Source organism: Streptomyces sp. NPDC041135 (assembly GCF_055592085.1).
Genome location: NZ_JBVIYZ010000004.1, coordinates 335,008 through 351,080 on the forward strand (window position 1 = coordinate 335,008; position 16,073 = coordinate 351,080).

At 72.8% G+C, this 16,073-nt stretch carries 16 protein-coding genes; 8 read left to right on the forward strand and 8 right to left on the reverse strand.

The features are described 5' to 3' along the window. Positions 1–113 precede the first annotated feature (113 nt). Positions 114–1,283, reverse strand: coding sequence for a hypothetical protein (locus ACZ6CZ_RS12645; protein WP_469018661.1), 1,170 nt, complete (start codon positions 1,281–1,283; stop codon positions 114–116). Between the two features lie 174 nt (positions 1,284–1,457). Between ACZ6CZ_RS12645 and ACZ6CZ_RS12650 the strand changes: the two genes are divergently transcribed. Next, positions 1,458–2,612 carry a cystathionine gamma-synthase gene (locus ACZ6CZ_RS12650; protein WP_469018664.1) on the forward strand — a complete coding sequence of 385 codons (1,155 nt, stop codon included), beginning with the start codon at positions 1,458–1,460 and terminating at the stop codon, positions 2,610–2,612. 89 nt (positions 2,613–2,701) lie between these two features. On the opposite strand, the gene ACZ6CZ_RS12655 is transcribed toward ACZ6CZ_RS12650, so the two are convergent. The 3 genes from ACZ6CZ_RS12655 to ACZ6CZ_RS12665 all read right to left on the reverse strand — a co-directional run bounded on the left by ACZ6CZ_RS12655 (position 2,702) and on the right by ACZ6CZ_RS12665 (position 4,041). Then, on the reverse strand, positions 2,702–2,950 hold the full coding sequence (locus ACZ6CZ_RS12655) for a hypothetical protein (RefSeq protein ID WP_469018667.1): 249 nt from the start codon (positions 2,948–2,950) through the stop codon (positions 2,702–2,704). After that, complete coding sequence (locus ACZ6CZ_RS12660) at positions 2,947–3,444, reverse strand: SigE family RNA polymerase sigma factor (RefSeq protein WP_469018669.1); 498 nt, start codon at positions 3,442–3,444, stop codon at positions 2,947–2,949. The genes ACZ6CZ_RS12655 and ACZ6CZ_RS12660 overlap by 4 nt, the downstream gene beginning before the upstream one ends. Positions 3,445–3,534: 90 nt before the next feature. Continuing rightward, positions 3,535–4,041: a MarR family winged helix-turn-helix transcriptional regulator gene (locus ACZ6CZ_RS12665; RefSeq protein ID WP_469018671.1), complete on the reverse strand. Its 507-nt coding sequence runs from the start codon at positions 4,039–4,041 to the stop codon at positions 3,535–3,537. A gap of 161 nt (positions 4,042–4,202) precedes the next feature. Between ACZ6CZ_RS12665 and ilvA the strand changes: the two genes are divergently transcribed. The 3 genes from ilvA (at position 4,203) to ACZ6CZ_RS12680 (ending at position 7,496) form a co-directional block, all read left to right on the forward strand. Then, a complete protein-coding gene (gene ilvA, locus ACZ6CZ_RS12670; protein WP_469018674.1) occupies positions 4,203–5,432 on the forward strand; it encodes a threonine ammonia-lyase in 1,230 nt (409 codons plus the stop codon). A gap of 217 nt (positions 5,433–5,649) precedes the next feature. After that, a complete protein-coding gene (locus ACZ6CZ_RS12675) occupies positions 5,650–6,648 on the forward strand; it encodes an ATP-binding cassette domain-containing protein (protein ID WP_469018676.1) in 999 nt (332 codons plus the stop codon). After that, positions 6,645–7,496: an ABC transporter permease gene (locus tag ACZ6CZ_RS12680; protein ID WP_469018679.1), complete on the forward strand. Its 852-nt coding sequence runs from the start codon at positions 6,645–6,647 to the stop codon at positions 7,494–7,496. Before ACZ6CZ_RS12675 ends, ACZ6CZ_RS12680 begins: the two co-directional genes overlap by 4 nt. A 75-nt stretch (positions 7,497–7,571) precedes the next feature. Here the strand turns inward: ACZ6CZ_RS12680 and greA are convergent, their stop codons facing one another. Then, the gene (gene greA, locus ACZ6CZ_RS12685) at positions 7,572–8,072 is read right to left on the reverse strand and encodes a transcription elongation factor GreA (protein ID WP_469018682.1); all 501 of its coding nucleotides are present in this window, start codon (positions 8,070–8,072) and stop codon (positions 7,572–7,574) included. A gap of 216 nt (positions 8,073–8,288) precedes the next feature. Further along, positions 8,289–8,687, reverse strand: a complete 399-nt coding sequence (locus ACZ6CZ_RS12690) for a DUF4307 domain-containing protein (RefSeq protein WP_469018685.1) — start codon at positions 8,685–8,687, stop codon at positions 8,289–8,291. A gap of 149 nt (positions 8,688–8,836) precedes the next feature. Between ACZ6CZ_RS12690 and mca the strand changes: the two genes are divergently transcribed. From mca to ACZ6CZ_RS12705, 3 genes are all read left to right on the forward strand, one after another. Further along, positions 8,837–9,718 (forward strand): mycothiol conjugate amidase Mca, encoded by an 882-nt coding sequence (gene mca, locus ACZ6CZ_RS12695; protein ID WP_469018688.1) that lies wholly within the window; start codon positions 8,837–8,839, stop codon positions 9,716–9,718. A 1-nt stretch (position 9,719) separates the two neighbouring features. Continuing rightward, positions 9,720–9,965, forward strand: a complete 246-nt coding sequence (locus ACZ6CZ_RS12700; RefSeq protein WP_469018691.1) for a hypothetical protein — start codon at positions 9,720–9,722, stop codon at positions 9,963–9,965. A 256-nt stretch (positions 9,966–10,221) separates the two neighbouring features. Then, positions 10,222–12,252: a thioredoxin domain-containing protein gene (locus ACZ6CZ_RS12705; protein WP_469018694.1), complete on the forward strand. Its 2,031-nt coding sequence runs from the start codon at positions 10,222–10,224 to the stop codon at positions 12,250–12,252. 12 nt (positions 12,253–12,264) lie between these two features. Here ACZ6CZ_RS12705 and ACZ6CZ_RS12710 read toward each other — a convergent pair whose 3' ends face one another. Together ACZ6CZ_RS12710 and trhA are read right to left on the reverse strand one after the other, a co-directional pair. Continuing rightward, positions 12,265–12,996, reverse strand: a complete 732-nt coding sequence (locus ACZ6CZ_RS12710; protein ID WP_469018696.1) for a Mut7-C RNAse domain-containing protein — start codon at positions 12,994–12,996, stop codon at positions 12,265–12,267. Between the two features lie 72 nt (positions 12,997–13,068). Beyond that, the gene (trhA, locus tag ACZ6CZ_RS12715; RefSeq protein ID WP_469018699.1) at positions 13,069–13,782 is read right to left on the reverse strand and encodes a PAQR family membrane homeostasis protein TrhA; all 714 of its coding nucleotides are present in this window, start codon (positions 13,780–13,782) and stop codon (positions 13,069–13,071) included. 386 nt (positions 13,783–14,168) lie between these two features. Between trhA and ACZ6CZ_RS12720 the strand changes: the two genes are divergently transcribed. Beyond that, entirely contained in the window at positions 14,169–16,004 is a 1,836-nt protein-coding gene (locus tag ACZ6CZ_RS12720) for a phosphoenolpyruvate carboxykinase (GTP) (RefSeq protein ID WP_469018701.1), read from the forward strand. Positions 16,005–16,073: the final 69 nt, after the last annotated feature.

A 16,073-nucleotide genomic window follows, 5' to 3' on the forward strand; every position in this document is an offset into this window, starting at 1 on the left:
GTGGGGGGATGGGGAGTATGCCCTACCCCAGGTCAGGACGGCAATCCCGATGCAACGGCGGTCGGTTGGCGCGCCCGGTGGACGTGCCGGGCCGGTGCCGGCCGGGGCGGTGGTCAACCGGGCAGGGTCGCCGGGCTGCCGCCGTTGGCCTCGTACCCCGCCACTGCCAGGGCGCGGAAGACCGCGAACTCGGCCGCCGGGTCCGCGGACAGCGTCCAGGGCAGGGCGCCGACGTGCCCGTCGACGTGGACCAGCTGGTGCATGGCCTCGGTCCAGCGTTCGGCGCTGACCAGGAAGAAGACCAGCAGATGGCGCACGTGGGCCAGCATCGGGTCGTCCGCGCGGGCGGCGTGCACCGCGTGCAGCGCGCCGTGCATCGCCTTGGTGACGACCTCGCTCTGGTAGAAGCCGTGCACCAGGTTGACCTCGGGGAGGTGCTCGAAGACCGCGAAGAGCGGCATCGCGGCGAGCAGCGAGCCACGCGGCGCGCGGGCGGCGGCGGCCTCCGCGAACTCCTGGGCGAGGGCGCGCGAGCCGTGCCACTTCTCGCACCAGTAGTGCAGCGCGGCCAGGTGCGCGCCCATGTGGGCCGGAGCGCGGTCGAGGATGCGCAGCCAGAGCTTCTCGAAGTCCGGACGCGGGTAGCCGAGGCCGCGGGCCACGGACAGCTCGACGATGTGCGGCACCGGATCGTCCGGGGCCAGCAGCGCCGCCTGCTCGCAGGCGTCGAGAGCCTCCTCCATGATGATGCGGAAGTCGTCCGTCCCCGGCACCGACGTGCGCCACGCCTGCTGCACCAGGAACTCCGCGTGCACGGCCGCGCCGCCCGCGTCCTTGGGCTGCTCGGCCCGCCACACCCGCAGCCACTGCCCGCCGGGTGTCTCGGAGACTCCGCCGGGCCGCTGCTGCAGCTCCAGGGCCGCCGCGCCCGCGAAGGCCTGCACCCGCTGCCAGCGCACCTCGCCCTCGGCGGCGGTGCCCGCCAGCAGCTGAGCCGCCGCGCGGTAGTCCTGGGTGCGCTGCACCAGCTCCAGGACGTCCAGCAGGTCCTGGTCCGGGCCGGGCATGCGGACGTCCAGCTCCTCCTGGCGCACGAAGCCGTAGTCCGCCGGGTCCGCGGCGTCCGGGTGGTCCGGGGAGACCAGCTCAAGCCGGGCGTTCCGGCGCAGCCGGGGCACCAGCGGGGCCGGCGCGACGGACGTCCGCCGCAGCCGCGAGCGCAGCAGCGGGCGCAGCACGAAGACCAGCATGACCAGCGCCATCAGGACCCAGAGAATCTGCATGCCTCCAGCGAACCAGACACCGCCGACACTTGGCCAACCCCGTCCGCCGGCCTGTGGAAAACTCCCGGGCCCCGCTCGGCCGGGGTGCCGTGCATCGAGGGAAAACCCTGCTCACCGGCGGCGGCAGTCCCGCCGTACGGCAGCAGGGCGGCGGGCGCACTACGCTCGGTGCTCATGAGCGACAGGCACATCAGTCAGCACTTCGAGACCCTGGCGATCCACGCGGGCAACACCGCCGATCCCCTCACCGGCGCGGTCGTCCCGCCGATCTACCAGGTCTCGACCTACAAGCAGGACGGCGTCGGCGGGCTGCGCGGCGGCTACGAGTACAGCCGCAGCGCCAACCCGACCAGGGCCGCCCTGGAGGAGAACCTCGCCGCGCTGGAGGGCGGCCGCCGCGGCCTGGCGTTCGCGTCCGGCCTGGCGGCCGAGGACACCCTGCTGCGCACCCTGCTCACCCCCGGCGACCACGTGGTCATCCCGAACGACGCCTACGGCGGCACGTTCCGGCTGTTCGCGAAGGTCGCCACCCGGTGGGGCGTGGAGTGGTCGGTCGCCGACACCGGCGACCCGGCGGCCGTGCGGGAGGCGATCACCCCCAAGACCAAGGCCGTGTGGGTGGAGACCCCCTCCAACCCGCTGCTCGGCATCACCGACATCGCCGCCGTCGCCCAGGTCGCCCACGACGCGGGCGCGCGGCTGGTCGTCGACAACACCTTCGCCACGCCCTACCTCCAGCAGCCGCTGTCCCTCGGCGCGGACGTCGTCGTGCACTCCCTGACCAAGTACATGGGCGGTCACTCGGACGTGGTCGGCGGCGCGCTGATCGTCTCCGACCAGGGGCTGGCCGAGGAGCTGACCTACCACCAGAACGCGATGGGCGCGGTCGCCGGGCCCTTCGACTCCTGGCTGGTGCTGCGGGGCACCAAGACGCTCGCGGTGCGCATGGACCGGCACAGCGAGAACGCGGCCAAGGTCGCCGACATGCTGAGCCGGCACGCGCGCGTGACCAGCGTGCTCTACCCGGGGCTGCCCGAGCACCCGGGGCACGAGGTCGCCGCCAAGCAGATGAGGGCGTTCGGCGGCATGATCTCCTTCCGGGTGCAGGGCGGCGAGGAGGCGGCCGTCGAGGTCTGCAACCGCGCGCAGGTGTTCACGCTGGGCGAGTCGCTGGGCGGCGTCGAGTCGCTGATCGAGCACCCGGGCCGGATGACGCACGCCTCGGCGGCGGGCTCGCTGCTGGAGGTCCCGGGCGACCTGGTGCGCCTCTCCGTGGGCATCGAGAACGCCGACGACCTCCTGGAGGACCTCCAGCAGGCCCTGGGCTGAGCCGGCGCACCGGGCGCGGGGCGGCCCTCCCGGCCCGGACGGGCCGGAAAGCGTCCCGGGCCGGGAGGCCGCCCGTCCCCGGCCGGGGCTCACCAGCCGGTCACCGGCGGGGTCGTCCGGGACGGCGGCTCCACCCACGGCCGGGCCGTCACCGCCCACACGGTGAGCGCGACGGCGGCGGCGCACAGCAGCAGCCACAGCACCCGGCGCAGCGCCCTGCGGCGACGCAGCATGCGGCCGCCGCGCCGGACCGCCTCGGCGTACAGCTCCGCCGGGACCGGCACCGGCGTCCGTTCCATGATCCGCCGTGCGGCCGCCTCGCGCTGGGGCCGGTTCACGGCCGGGCCACCCGCGCCTGCGCTCCCGGCAGTTCCCGGCGCGGGTGCAGCAGCGTGGCCGTCGCCCGGTCGCACACGGTGTGCACCTGCTCGGCGGGCAGTCCCAGCAGGGCCGCCGTCTGCTCCTCGGCGACGCCCTCGTAGAGCCGGAGCACCAGCACGAGGCGTTCGAGCGGGGAGAGGGCGGCCAGCGGGCTGCCGGGGTGCGGGCGGGCGCGGCCGGGGGCGCCGTAGTGGTGCCAGAGCCCGTGCGCGAAGCGGGTGGTCAGGCAGCGGCGGGCGTGGTCGTAGGGGTCCTCGCCGCGCAGCCGGTCCCAGCCGGCGTAGGTGCGGGCCAGGGCGAGCGTCAGCAGCCGCCGCGCGCGCGGGTTGGCGTCCGGCGCCTCCGCCGTCAGCAGGGTGGCGGTGTGCAGCAGCCGTCCTCCGGCGCCCGCGACGAACGCCTCGAACTCCCGTGCGCCGCGGGCGTCCCGACCGGCCTGCCGTTCCCGCACCGCGCCTCCCCGCCCGACCGGGCCCCCGGGGCCCGCGTCTCATCTGAGGCCAGCGGCGGGCCCGCGGTCAAGAGCCGTGCGGAGCGGGGTTCAGGAAGCGGGGGAGGACTCCGCGGGCGACACCGGCTGGACGCTCATCCGGGCGGAGAGCGCGCCGTTGAAGCGCGTCAGGAGCGCGCAGAACGCCTCGCGCTCCCCCGGTGCCCAGTCGTGGGTCAGCTCGGCCATCAACTGACGCCTCGAGGAGCGCACTTCCTCCAGCCGGGCGGCCCCGCGCGGCGACAGCTGGAGCACCACCGCCCGTCCGTCCTCCGGGTGCGAGGTGCGCTTGACCAGGCCCGTGTCGACCAGCGGTGCCACCTGCCGGGTGACCGTGGAGGAGTCGATGCCCATGCTCGCGGCCAGTGCCTTGACGCCCATCGGACCCTCGTTGTCGAGGCGGTTGAGCAGCAGATACGCGGCGCGGTCCATGGAGTTGCGCACCTGCCCGACGCCGCCGAGCCGGGTCTGTTCGGCACGGCGGGCGAACACCGCCACCTCGTGCTGGAGGGTGTCGAGGAGACCGGTGTCACCGACGGTCGTCATGTCCATCGACATTTCAGGTGTTGTGGGCATGGCCGGGGGCTCGCTTCATGAGGGGTGCTGGGTTGGGGGACAGGGTACGCGGCCGGGGGGCGGGTCGTACCGGCGCTGCGCAAACCGGTCTCGGAGCTTGGTCACACCGCTCACGGGGGACGCTGAACTGCGAGACTTGGGTCATGAGCTACGGCACGGCTGACTCCTTGCGCTCCGTCACCCTCGACGATGTGCGCGGCGCCCAGAAGATGCTCTCGGGCGTGGCGCGGACGACCGCGATGGAGAGCAGCAGGCACCTGTCCCAGCTGGTCGGCCGGCCGGTGTACCTCAAGTGCGAGAACCTCCAGCGGACCGGCTCCTTCAAGCTGCGCGGCGCGTACGTGCGCATCGCCGGGCTGCTGCCGGAGGAGCGGGCCGCCGGGGTGGTGGCCGCCAGCGCCGGCAACCACGCGCAGGGCGTGGCGCTGGCCTCGTCGCTGCTCGGCGTGCGGGCGACGGTGTTCATGCCGAAGGGCGCCCCGCTGCCGAAGATCAGCGCCACCCGGGAGTACGGCGCCGAGGTGCGCCTGCACGGCCAGGTGGTCGACGAGACGCTGGCCGCGGCGCAGAGTTACGCGGAGCGGACCGGAGCGGTGTTCATCCACCCCTTCGACCACGCCGACGTCATCGCGGGCCAGGGCACGGTCGGCCTGGAGATCCTGGAGCAGTGCCCCGAGGTGCGCACGATCGTCGTCGGCATCGGCGGCGGCGGTCTCGCGGCCGGCATCGCGGTCGCGGTGAAGGCGCTGCGGCCCGACGTGCGGATCGTCGGGGTGCAGGCGGAGGGCGCGGCGGCCTATCCGCCCTCGCTCGCGGCCGGGCGCCCGGTGTCGATCGAGAACCCGGCGACGATGGCCGACGGCATCAAGGTCGGGCGGCCCGGCCGGGTGCCGTTCGGGATCGTCGGCGAGCTGGTCGACGAGGTCCGCACGGTCACCGAGGACCAGCTGTCCGCCGCGCTGCTGCTGTGCCTGGAGCGCGCCAAGCTGGTCGTCGAACCGGCCGGCGCGAGCCCCGTCGCGGCCCTGCTGGGCGAGCCCGCCACCTTCCCCGGCCCGGTGGTGGCGGTGCTGTCCGGCGGCAACGTCGACCCGGTGCTGATGCAGCGCGTGCTGCGGCACGGCATGGCCGCGCAGGGCCGCTACCTGGCGGTACGGCTGCGGCTGACGGACCGGCCGGGCGCGCTGGCGACGCTGCTGGGGGTGACGTCGGCGGCCGACGCCAACGTCCTCGACGTGAGCCACGTACGGACCGATCCCCGGCTGGGCCTGACGGAGGCGGAGGTGGAGCTGCACCTGGAGACCAAGGGCCCGGTGCACTGCGCCGAGGTCGGCCGGGCCCTGCGCGAGGCGGGCTACACGGTCATCGACTGACCCGCGCGGGCCACCCGGTCACCGGCTGGGCGGGCCCCTCGGACGGCCTCGCCGCACTCCCCGTCATCCGTTCGGGCGTTCCTGGGAAAATCCGTTGAGAGACGCGATACATCGCGTTATGGTGTGCCGGTGCCGCTCGTGCGGGTCGCGCCACACCCCGCCGACGGCGCCGCCCCCCCACGCATCCCTGACGATCCCCGAGACGCGGAGAACTGATATGCCAGGCGCCATCCATGCCGAAGGCCTGGTGAAGACCTTCGGCGACGTGAGAGCACTGGACGGCGTCGACCTCGACGTCCCCGAGGGCACGGTGCTCGGCCTCCTCGGGCCGAACGGCGCCGGCAAGACGACGGCCGTGCGCTGCCTGACGACGCTGCTGCGCCCGGACAGCGGCCGGGCCGTCGTCGCGGGCGTGGACGTGCTGCGCCATCCCGACGCCGTGCGCCGCTCGATCGGCCTGTCCGGCCAGTTCGCGGCCGTCGACGAATACCTCACCGGCCGCGAGAACCTCCAGATGGTCGGCCAGCTCTACCAGATGCGCGCGAAGGCGGCCAAGGCCCGCGCCGCGGAGCTGCTGGAGCAGTTCCACCTCGCCGACGCCGCCGACCGGCCCGCCAAGACCTACTCCGGGGGCATGCGCCGCCGCCTCGACCTCGCGGCCGCGCTGGTGGTCTCGCCGCCCGTGATGTTCATGGACGAGCCCACCACCGGTCTCGACCCGCGCAACCGGCAGCAGCTGTGGGAGGTCATCAAACAGCTCGTCTCCGGCGGTACGACGCTGCTGCTCACCACCCAGTACCTGGAGGAGGCCGACCACCTGGCGCACGACATCGCGGTCGTCGACCAGGGCCGCGTCATCGCCCAGGGCACCTCCGACCAGCTCAAGGCCCGCACCGGCGGCGAGCGCGTCGAGGTCGTGGTGCACGAGCGCGAGCGCATCGCCACGGCCGTCGAGGTGCTGCGCGGCTTCGGCAAGGGCGAGCCCGCGGTCGAGGAGCACACCCGCAGGCTCACCGTCCCCGTCACCGGCGGCGCCAAGCTGCTCGCCGAGGTCATCCGGGAACTGGACGGCCGCGGCATCGAGATCGACGACATCGGGCTGCGCCGCCCCACCCTCGACGACGTCTTCCTCTCCCTGACCGGCCACGCGGCCGAGGCGGCGGACGACGACACGGCCGTACAGAGCGGCACGAGCGGCAAGGAGGCCGTGAAATGACCACCGTCACCGACGCCCCGCGCGTCACCGCGCCCGGCAACCCCGTCGGCCGCTCGATCCGCGACTCGCTGATCGTCGCCCGGCGCAACCTGATCCGCATGGGCCGCATCCCGGAGATGCTGATCTTCGGACTGATCCAGCCGATCATGTTCGTGGTGCTGTTCACCTACGTGTTCGGCGGCTCGATCCAGGTCGGCGCGTCCAGCTCCACCCAGGCCTACCGCGAGTTCCTGATGGCCGGCATCTTCGCCCAGACCGTCACGTTCGCCACGGCGGGCGCCGGCGCGGGCATCGCCGACGACATGCACAAGGGACTCATCGACCGCTTCCGCTCCCTGCCCATGGCACGCGGCGCGGTCCTCACCGGGCGCACCCTCGCCGATCTGGTCCAGACGGCGCTGACCCTGGTCGTCCTCGCGATCGTCGCCCTGCTCGTCGGCTGGCGCACGCACGAGAACATCGGCAAGGTGCTCGCCGGATTCGGTCTCCTGCTGCTGCTGGGCTACGCGTTCTCGTGGATCGGCGCGCTCATCGGCCTGTCCGTGCGCACCCCCGAAGCGGCGACCTCGGGCGGCCTGATCTGGCTGTTCCCGCTGACGTTCATCTCGAACGCCTTCGTGGACGCCAACCAGATGCCGACCTTCCTGCGGCACATCGCGGAGTGGAACCCCTTCAGCGCCACCGTGCAGGCGTGCCGCGAGCTGTTCGGCAACCTGCCCCCGGGGTTCAAGACGCCCGACGCCTGGCCCATGCAGCACCCCGTGTGGGCCTCGCTGATCTGGTCCGTGGCGATCGTCCTGCTCTTCCGCACCCTGGCGGTGCGCAAGTACCGCTCGGCCACCGCCTGAGCCCCCGGACATGACGACGCCCCCGGTGCCGAGTCGGCACCGGGGGCGCGCCGGGAACATGCGCGGCCGGCGGGATCAGCCCGAGTAGGGGTCGGCCTTGAGGATCCTGACCGAGGCCTTCTTGCCGTTGGGCAGCTCGTACTCGGCGTCCTCGCCGACCTTGTGGCCGATGACGCCGGAGCCCAGCGGGGACTGCGGCGAGTAGGTCTCGATGTCGGAGCTGGCGTACTCGCGGGAGGCCAGCAGGAAGGTCATCGTGTCGTCCTCGTCGCCGTCGAAGGCGATCGTGACGACCATGCCGGGGGCGACCGTACCGTCCGTGGAGACCGGGGCCTCGCCGACCTTGGCGTTCTCCAGGAGCTGGGTCAGCTGGCGCACCCGCAGCTCCTGCTTGCCCTGCTCCTCCTTGGCGGCGTGGTACCCGCCGTTCTCACGCAGGTCGCCCTCCTCGCGCGCGGCCGCGATCTTGGCGGCGATCTCGGTGCGCGCGGGACCAGTAAGGTACTCAAGCTCGTCCTTGAGCTTGTTGTACGCCTCCTGGGTCAGCCAGGTGACGTTCTCGCTGGTCTGGGTCACAGGGTGCTCCTCGTCGGTACAGGGAATACAAAGCATCGCCCTACCAGAAGCATGTTCCTTGATGGAAGGGCGAAACCACGAGCCTAACAATTCCGCGGCTGAAGGGGGAGGACATAAGCCACCAGACTCGCGTCAACCCAGCTCAGGCACTCCCTATTCCGGGTCATGCCCCCCGTGTCAGCCCCCGCGGGACCGAAACGGCGACCGCCCGGAGCCTCAGTCGGCGTGGCAGCCGAGCAGCTCGGCCGTCGAGCCCCGGGCCGTCGTCCGCAGGGTGACGACCTTGTCGATGCGGCCGGCGCCCGCGCCGAACCGGAAGTCCGCCCGGCCCACCTCGGCGCCGTCGGCCGACTGGGAGCGCAGCGTGCAGTAGCCGGAGGCACCGGAGTCCTTGCGCACCTCCAGATGCACCCGCACGGCGTCGTCGGAGGCCTGGAAGGCGATCACCGTGGCGCTGATGCGGCTCTGGACCACATAGTGGTACCCGAAGTAGCCGAGCAGCGCGAGCAGGACCGCGCCGAAGGCGGCCGCGGCGGCCTTGAGCCGGCGGTCGGCACGCCCGTCCGAGGAACGGCCGTAGCGGCCCTCGGGCAGCCGCGTGCTCGCCGTGCTCATGATCGTCCTCTCGGCAGGGGCCGGGACCGCGGTCCCGGCAAGGGGCTCCGGGGCCGGACCCCGGAATTTTTCGCCCCCCGATTCGGTCACTATAGAAGCCGCCGATCGCGCCGACGCACACCGGGCGCCGACTTACTGAGGATTGAGTCTTGACTGACCAGCTGCGACTGATGGCCGTCCACGCGCACCCCGACGACGAGTCGAGCAAGGGGGCGGCCACCATGGCGAAGTACGTTTCCGAGGGGGTGGACGTGCTGGTGGTGACCTGCACCGGTGGGGAGCGCGGCTCCATCCTCAACCCCAAGCTGCAGGGCGACGCGTACATCGAGGAGCACATCCACGAGGTGCGCAAGAAGGAGATGGACGAGGCCCGCGAGATCCTCGGCGTCAGCCAGGAGTGGCTCGGGTTCGTGGACTCGGGGCTGCCCGAGGGCGACCCGCTGCCCCCGCTGCCGGAGGGCTGCTTCGCCCTGGAGGACGTCGACAAGGCGGCCGGTGAGCTGGTGCGGCAGATCCGCTCGTTCCGCCCCCAGGTGATCACCACCTACGACGAGAACGGCGGCTACCCGCACCCCGACCACATCATGACGCACAAGATCTCGATGGTGGCGTTCGAGGGCGCGGCGGACACCGAGAAGTACCCCGAGAGCGAGTTCGGCCCCGCCCACCAGCCGCTCAAGCTGTACTACAACCAGGGGTTCAACCGGCCCCGCACCGAGGCGCTGCACCACGCGATGCTGGCGCGCGGCCTGGAGTCGCCCTACGGGGAGTGGCTGGAGCGCTGGACGACGTTCGAGCGCGTCGAGCGCACGCTGACCACGCACGTTCCGTGTGCCGAGTTCTTCGAGATCCGTGACAAGGCGCTGATCGCGCACGCCACGCAGATCGACCCGGACGGCGGCTGGTTCAAGGTGCCGCTGGAGCTCCAGAAGGAGGTCTGGCCGACGGAGGAGTACGAGCTGGCGAAGTCGCTCGTCGATACCTCCCTCCCCGAGGACGACCTCTTTGCGGGCATCCGCGACAATGCCTGACATGAGCGCAAGCCTGGCACTGACGCACCTCGTCCCTCTGGCCAAGGAGGTGGACGAGAACAAGGTCACCCCCGGCATCCTCGGCTTCATCGTGTTCGCGGTGATGGCCCTGGCGGTGTGGGGACTGATGAAGTCCATGAGCAAGCACATGCAGAAGGTCGACTTCAAGGAAGGGGAGCCCGCGGAGCCCGCCGGGAAGAAGGCCGGCAAGGCGACCGCGAGCCGGACCGAACCCCGGCAGGGCTGAGCCCCGCCGGCGCTCCGCCCGCCGGCGCTCCGCGCAGCGGCGGGCCGCGCGGAGGTCCGCCGCGCCGAGTGGCGCGGCGGCCGGCGCGTCCGCACGTACGTACCCGCGCCCCCGTGCCCCCGCCCGGGCGCCCTGAGGTGTTCCCGGGCCCGGCGGCAGCGAGGGTGCCCGGTGCGAACGGGCGCCGCCCGGTGCGGGGCGCGCCCGGGGTCCGTGCGCCGCTCCGCCGGGCCCGCTCGCGTGGCAGAGTGGAACGGTGAACCGACTGGCCCATGAGACGTCCCCGTATCTGCTCCAGCACGCCGACAACCCCGTCGACTGGTGGCCGTGGTCGCCCGAGGCCTTCGAGGCGGCCCGAGCGACGGACCGGCCGGTCCTGCTGAGCGTCGGGTACAGCAGCTGCCACTGGTGCCACGTCATGGCCCACGAGTCCTTCGAGGACCGGGAGACCGCCGACTACCTCAACGAGCACTTCGTCAGCGTCAAGGTCGACCGCGAGGAGCGGCCGGACGTGGACGCCGTCTACATGGAGGCGGTGCAGGCGGCCACCGGGCAGGGCGGCTGGCCGATGACGGTGTTCCTCACCCCGGACGCCGAGCCGTTCTACTTCGGCACCTACTTCCCGCCCGCCCCCCGGCACGGCATGCCCTCCTTCCGCCAGGTCCTGGAGGGCGTGCGGCAGGCCTGGGGGGACCGCCGCGAGGAGGTCACCGAGGTCGCCGGGAAGATCGTCCGCGACCTCTCCCAGCGCCAGATCGGCAGCCACGCCGCCGAGGCCCCCGGCGAGCAGGAGCTGTCCCAGGCCCTGCTGGGCCTCACCCGGGAGTACGACCCCCAGCGCGGCGGATTCGGCGGCGCGCCCAAGTTCCCGCCGTCCATGGTCGTGGAGTTCCTGCTGCGCCACCACGCCCGCACCGGCGCCGAGGGCGCGCTGCAGATGGCCCAGGACACCTGCGAGCGGATGGCCCGGGGCGGTATCTACGACCAGCTCGGCGGCGGCTTCGCCCGCTACTCCGTGGACCGCGACTGGATCGTGCCGCACTTCGAGAAGATGCTGTACGACAACGCCCTGCTGTGCCGGGTCTACGCGCACCTGTGGCGCTCCACGGGCTCCGACCTGGCCCGCCGGGTCGCCCTGGAGACCGCGGACTTCCTGGTCCGCGAGCTGCGCACCGCCGAGGGCGGGTTCGCCTCCGCGCTCGACGCCGACAGCGACGACGGCAGCGGGCGGCACGTCGAGGGCGCGTACTACGTCTGGACGCCCGGGCAGCTGCGCGAGGTGCTCGGGGAGGACGACGCACAGCTCGCCGCCCGGTACTTCGGCGTGACCGAGGAGGGCACCTTCGAGGAGGGCCAGTCCGTCCTGCAGCTCCCGCAGCGCGACGAGGTGGTGGACGCCGAGCGGATCGCCTCCGTCCGCCGGCGTCTGCTGGACGCGCGCCGGGAGCGGCCCGCCCCCGGCCGGGACGACAAGGTCGTCGCCGCCTGGAACGGCCTCGCCGTGGCCGCGCTCGCCGAGACCGGCGCCTACTTCGACCGCCCCGACCTGGTCGAGGCGGCCGTCGGCGCCGCCGACCTGCTGGTCCGGCTGCACCTGGACGAGCACGGCCGGCTGGCCCGCACCAGCCGCGACGGCCGGGCCGGCGCCCACGCGGGCGTGCTGGAGGACTACGCCGACGTCTCCGAGGGCTTCCTGGCGCTGGCCTCCGTCACCGGCGAGGGCGTCTGGCTGGATTTCGCCGGGCTGCTCCTCGACCACGTGCTCAGGCGGTTCACCGACCCCGAGGACGGCACCCTGTACGACACGGCGGCCGACGCCGAGCAGCTCATCCGGCGCCCGCAGGACCCCACCGACAACGCCACCCCCTCGGGCTGGACCGCCGCGGCCGGCGCCCTGCTGAGCTACGCCGCGCACACCGGGTCCGACGCCCACCGCAGCGCCGCCGAGCGGGCGCTGGGGATCGTCCGGACGCTCGGGCCGCGGGTGCCGCGGTTCGTCGGCTGGGGGCTGGCCGTCGCGGAGGCCCTGCTCGACGGGCCGCGCGAGGTCGCGGTCGTCGGCCCCGGTCCCGCGGACGAGCGGACGGCCGTCCTGCACCGCACGGCGCTGCTCGGCACCGCTCCCGGCGCGGTCGTCGCCGTGGGCACCGCGGACAGCGAGGAGTTCCCGCTGCTCGCGGACCGGCCGCTGCTGGGCGGCGAGCCGACCGCGTACGTCTGCCGGCACTTCACCTGCGACGCCCCGACGACCGATCCGCAGCGGCTGACCGCGGCCCTGAACGGCTGACCCGCGGCGGGGTCAGGCGGGCCGGGTGTGCTCGGCGAGGGCGCGCTCGACGATGGCCTCCAGCTGCTCGTGGTGCGCGCCCCTCCAGTACGCCCGGCCGCACTCCGTGCACTGCGCGAAGACGTCGTAGGAGCGCTGGGTGCCGCCCTTGAGCTGGTCGGCGACCTCGTCCTTGGTGGCCTCCTTCAGCGGGCCGTTGCAGGCGGTGCAGCGGGTCCAGGGCGCCAGGACGGGGGCGAACCGGCCGAGGACGTCGTCGAGCTGGTCGTCGGGGCGGGTGCTGTAGACGTAGGCGCCCGCGAAGAGTTCGCGGCGGCGCAGCAGGCCCCGGTCGCGGCTGAGCAGGACCCGCCGCTCGGCCGCCGAGCGGGCCGCCAGGGCGGGGTCGCCGATGTCGGTCGACTCGTACGCCGTGTCGACGCCGAGCAGACGCAGCCGCCGGGCCAGGGTGCCGAGGTGGACGTCGAGGAGGAAGCGCGGCGGGGCGCCGGGAACGCGCTGGGGCCGGGTGACCGCCCGGACCGACACCCGCTCGCCGGCCGCCGGGACGTGCGAGACCGGCACCTCGCGGCCATCGACGACCAGGGCGCCGACCTCGGTCAGCGGCACGCCGAGGGACTCGACGGCGTGACCGAGCGTCGAGACGCCGTCGGTGGCCAGCGCGGTGACGCCGAGGCGCCGGGCGTGCGGGACGAACAGCCGCAGCTCGGGGGCGACTTCGAGGAGGATCTCGGGACCGTTCACCTGGTCAGGATGGCATGCGGGGCGCGGTCCCGGCCGCTGGGTCCGCGCCCGGCCCGATCCGGACGAGAGGCCCTACGTGTGCTGGTACGCCACCAGCGAGATGCCGACGTAGTGGGCGATGAACGCCGCCAGGGTCAGGGAGTGGAAGACCTCGTGGAAGCCGAACCAGCGCGGTGAGGGGTTGGGGCGCTTGATGCCGTAGATGACGCCGCCGGCGCTGTAGAGGAGGCCGCCGAGGATCACCAGGACCAGGACGGCGACGCCGCCGGCGTGCAGGAAGTCCGGCAGGAAGAAGACGGCCGCCCAGCCCATCGCGATGTAGCAGGGCGTGTACAGCCAGCGCGGGGCGCCGACCCAGAAGACCCGGAAGACGATGCCGGCCGCGGCCGCCGACCAGATGCCCCTCAGCAGCCACCGCCCCGTGGAGGCGGGCAGGAGCAGGAGGGCCAGCGGGGTGTAGGTCCCGGCGATGATCAGGAAGATGTTGGCGTGGTCGAGCCTGCGCAGCAGGCGGTCCATGCGCGGGCTCCAGTCGCCCCGGTGGTAGAGGGCGCTGACACCGAAGAGCAGGCAGGCCGTCAGGGCGTAGATGCCGCAGGCCAGGCGGCCGCGGCTGGAGTCGGCGAGGGCGGTGAGCACCAGGCCGGCGATGAGTGCGGCCGGGAACATACCGAGGTGCAGCCAGCCGCGCAGCTTGGGCTTGACCGGGTGCGGCAGGGAGAGCGCGACGGGACCGGCACCGGCGGCCGGCGTGTCCGTGGGCGCGTCGGGAACGGGCGCAGTCATGCCCCGAATGGTACCTACGGAACCGTAAGTCACGGATGAGGGCGGGTCGGTGACCGCCCGGTCGCGGCCATGATCCCACGCCGGACGCGGCGGGCCCGGACGGGGGCGCCCGCGCAAAGAGTCCGTCAGCCGGACTCCATGGCTCCGCAAAGACTGCGAGCGGTGCGGCAGCGGCGGGCGGGGCGAAACAGCAGGGGAGCGCGGGGATGCGGACAAACCGTGGCCTACCTCACGCCGCTCACCTGTGATGCCCTCTGGACAGATGGGCACTACCATCGGATGATCAAATGAGTGCGGTCGACACCGGATGAGCGGGCTACGAAGGCATCCGGGTCGCAGCCCCCACGGGGCCTTAACAGGACAAAATCCCTCACTTAGGAGCAATCGTGGCGCGCGACATCGCGGCTCCCACCGTCGTCCCCACCCGTCACCAGGAACTCGTGTCCTGGGTCCAGGAGATCACCGAACTGACGCAACCGGACAACGTCGTCTGGTGTGACGGCTCCGAAGCCGAGTACGAGCGCCTGTGCGAGGAGCTCGTCGGCAAGGGCACCTTCCGCAGGCTCGACCCGATCAAGCGCCCGCACTCCTACTACGCGGCGTCCGACCCCACCGACGTCGCCCGCGTCGAGGACCGGACGTTCATCTGCTCCGAGAAGGAGGAGGACGCCGGCCCGACCAACCACTGGAAGGCGCCCGCGGAGATGCGGGAGATCTTCCAGGGCTCGGGCGACGGCCGGGGCGGCCTGTTCCGCGGCTCGATGCGCGGCCGCACGATGTACGTCGTGCCGTTCTGCATGGGCCCGCTGGGCTCCCCGCTCTCCGCGCTCGGCGTGGAGATCACCGACTCGGCGTACGTCGCGGTGTCGATGCGCACGATGACCCGCATGGGACAGGCGGTGCTGGACGAACTCGGCGACGAGGGCTTCTTCGTCAAGGCCGTGCACACCCTGGGCGCCCCGCTGGAGCCCGGGCAGCAGGACGTGCCCTGGCCCTGCAACTCCACCAAGTACATCTCGCACTTCCCCGAGAGCCGCGAGATCTGGTCCTACGGCTCCGGGTACGGCGGCAACGCCCTGCTCGGCAAGAAGTGCTACGCCCTGCGCATCGCCTCGGTCATGGCCCGCGACGAGGGCTGGCTCGCCGAGCACATGCTGATCCTGAAGCTGACCCCGCCGCACGGCGAGTCCAAGTACGTGGCCGCGGCCTTCCCGAGCGCCTGCGGCAAGACCAACCTCGCCATGCTGGAGCCCACGGTCTCCGGCTGGACGGTGGAGACCATCGGCGACGACATCGCCTGGATGCGCTTCGGCGAGGACGGCCGGCTGTACGCCATCAACCCCGAGGCCGGCTTCTTCGGCGTCGCGCCCGGCACGGGTGAGCACACCAACGCCAACGCGATGAAGACGCTCTGGGGCAACGCGGTCTTCACCAACGTCGCGCTGACCGACGACGGCGACGTGTGGTGGGAGGGCATGACCGAGGAGCCGCCCGCCCACCTGACCGACTGGAAGGGCAACGACTGGACGCCGGCCTCCGGCACGCCCGCCGCCCACCCCAACGCCCGCTTCACCGTGCCCGCGTCGCAGTGCCCGATCATCGCTCCCGAGTGGGAGGACCCCAAGGGCGTGCCGATCTCGGCGATCCTCTTCGGCGGCCGCCGCGCCACCGCGGTGCCGCTGGTGACCGAGTCCTTCGACTGGAACCACGGCGTCTTCCTCGGCGCCAACGTGGCCTCCGAGAAGACCGCCGCCGCCGAGGGCAAGGTCGGTGAGCTGCGCCGCGACCCGTTCGCCATGCTGCCGTTCTGCGGCTACAACATGGGCGACTACATGGGTCACTGGGTCGACGTGGCCAAGGACAAGGACCAGTCCAGGCTGCCGAAGATCTACTACGTCAACTGGTTCCGCAAGAACGACGAGGGCGCCTTCGTCTGGCCGGGCTTCGGCGAGAACAGCCGCGTGCTGAAGTGGATCGTGGAGCGCCTGGACGGCACGGCCGAGGGTGTGGAGACCCCCATCGGCATCCTGCCGACCCGGGACGCCCTGGACACCGAGGGTCTCGGACTGGCCGACTCCGACCTCGACTTCCTCCTGACGGTCGACAAGGAGGTCTGGCGCGAGGAGGCCGCCCTGGTCCCCGAGCACCTCAACACCTTCGGCGAGCACACCCCGAAGGAGCTGTGGGACGAGTACCGCGCGCTGGTGGAGCGCCTGGGCTGAGCCGTCCCCGCACCGACTCCGCGGCCGGTCACGCCCTGACCAGCGATCGTCACGGCCGGCCGCGGGCAC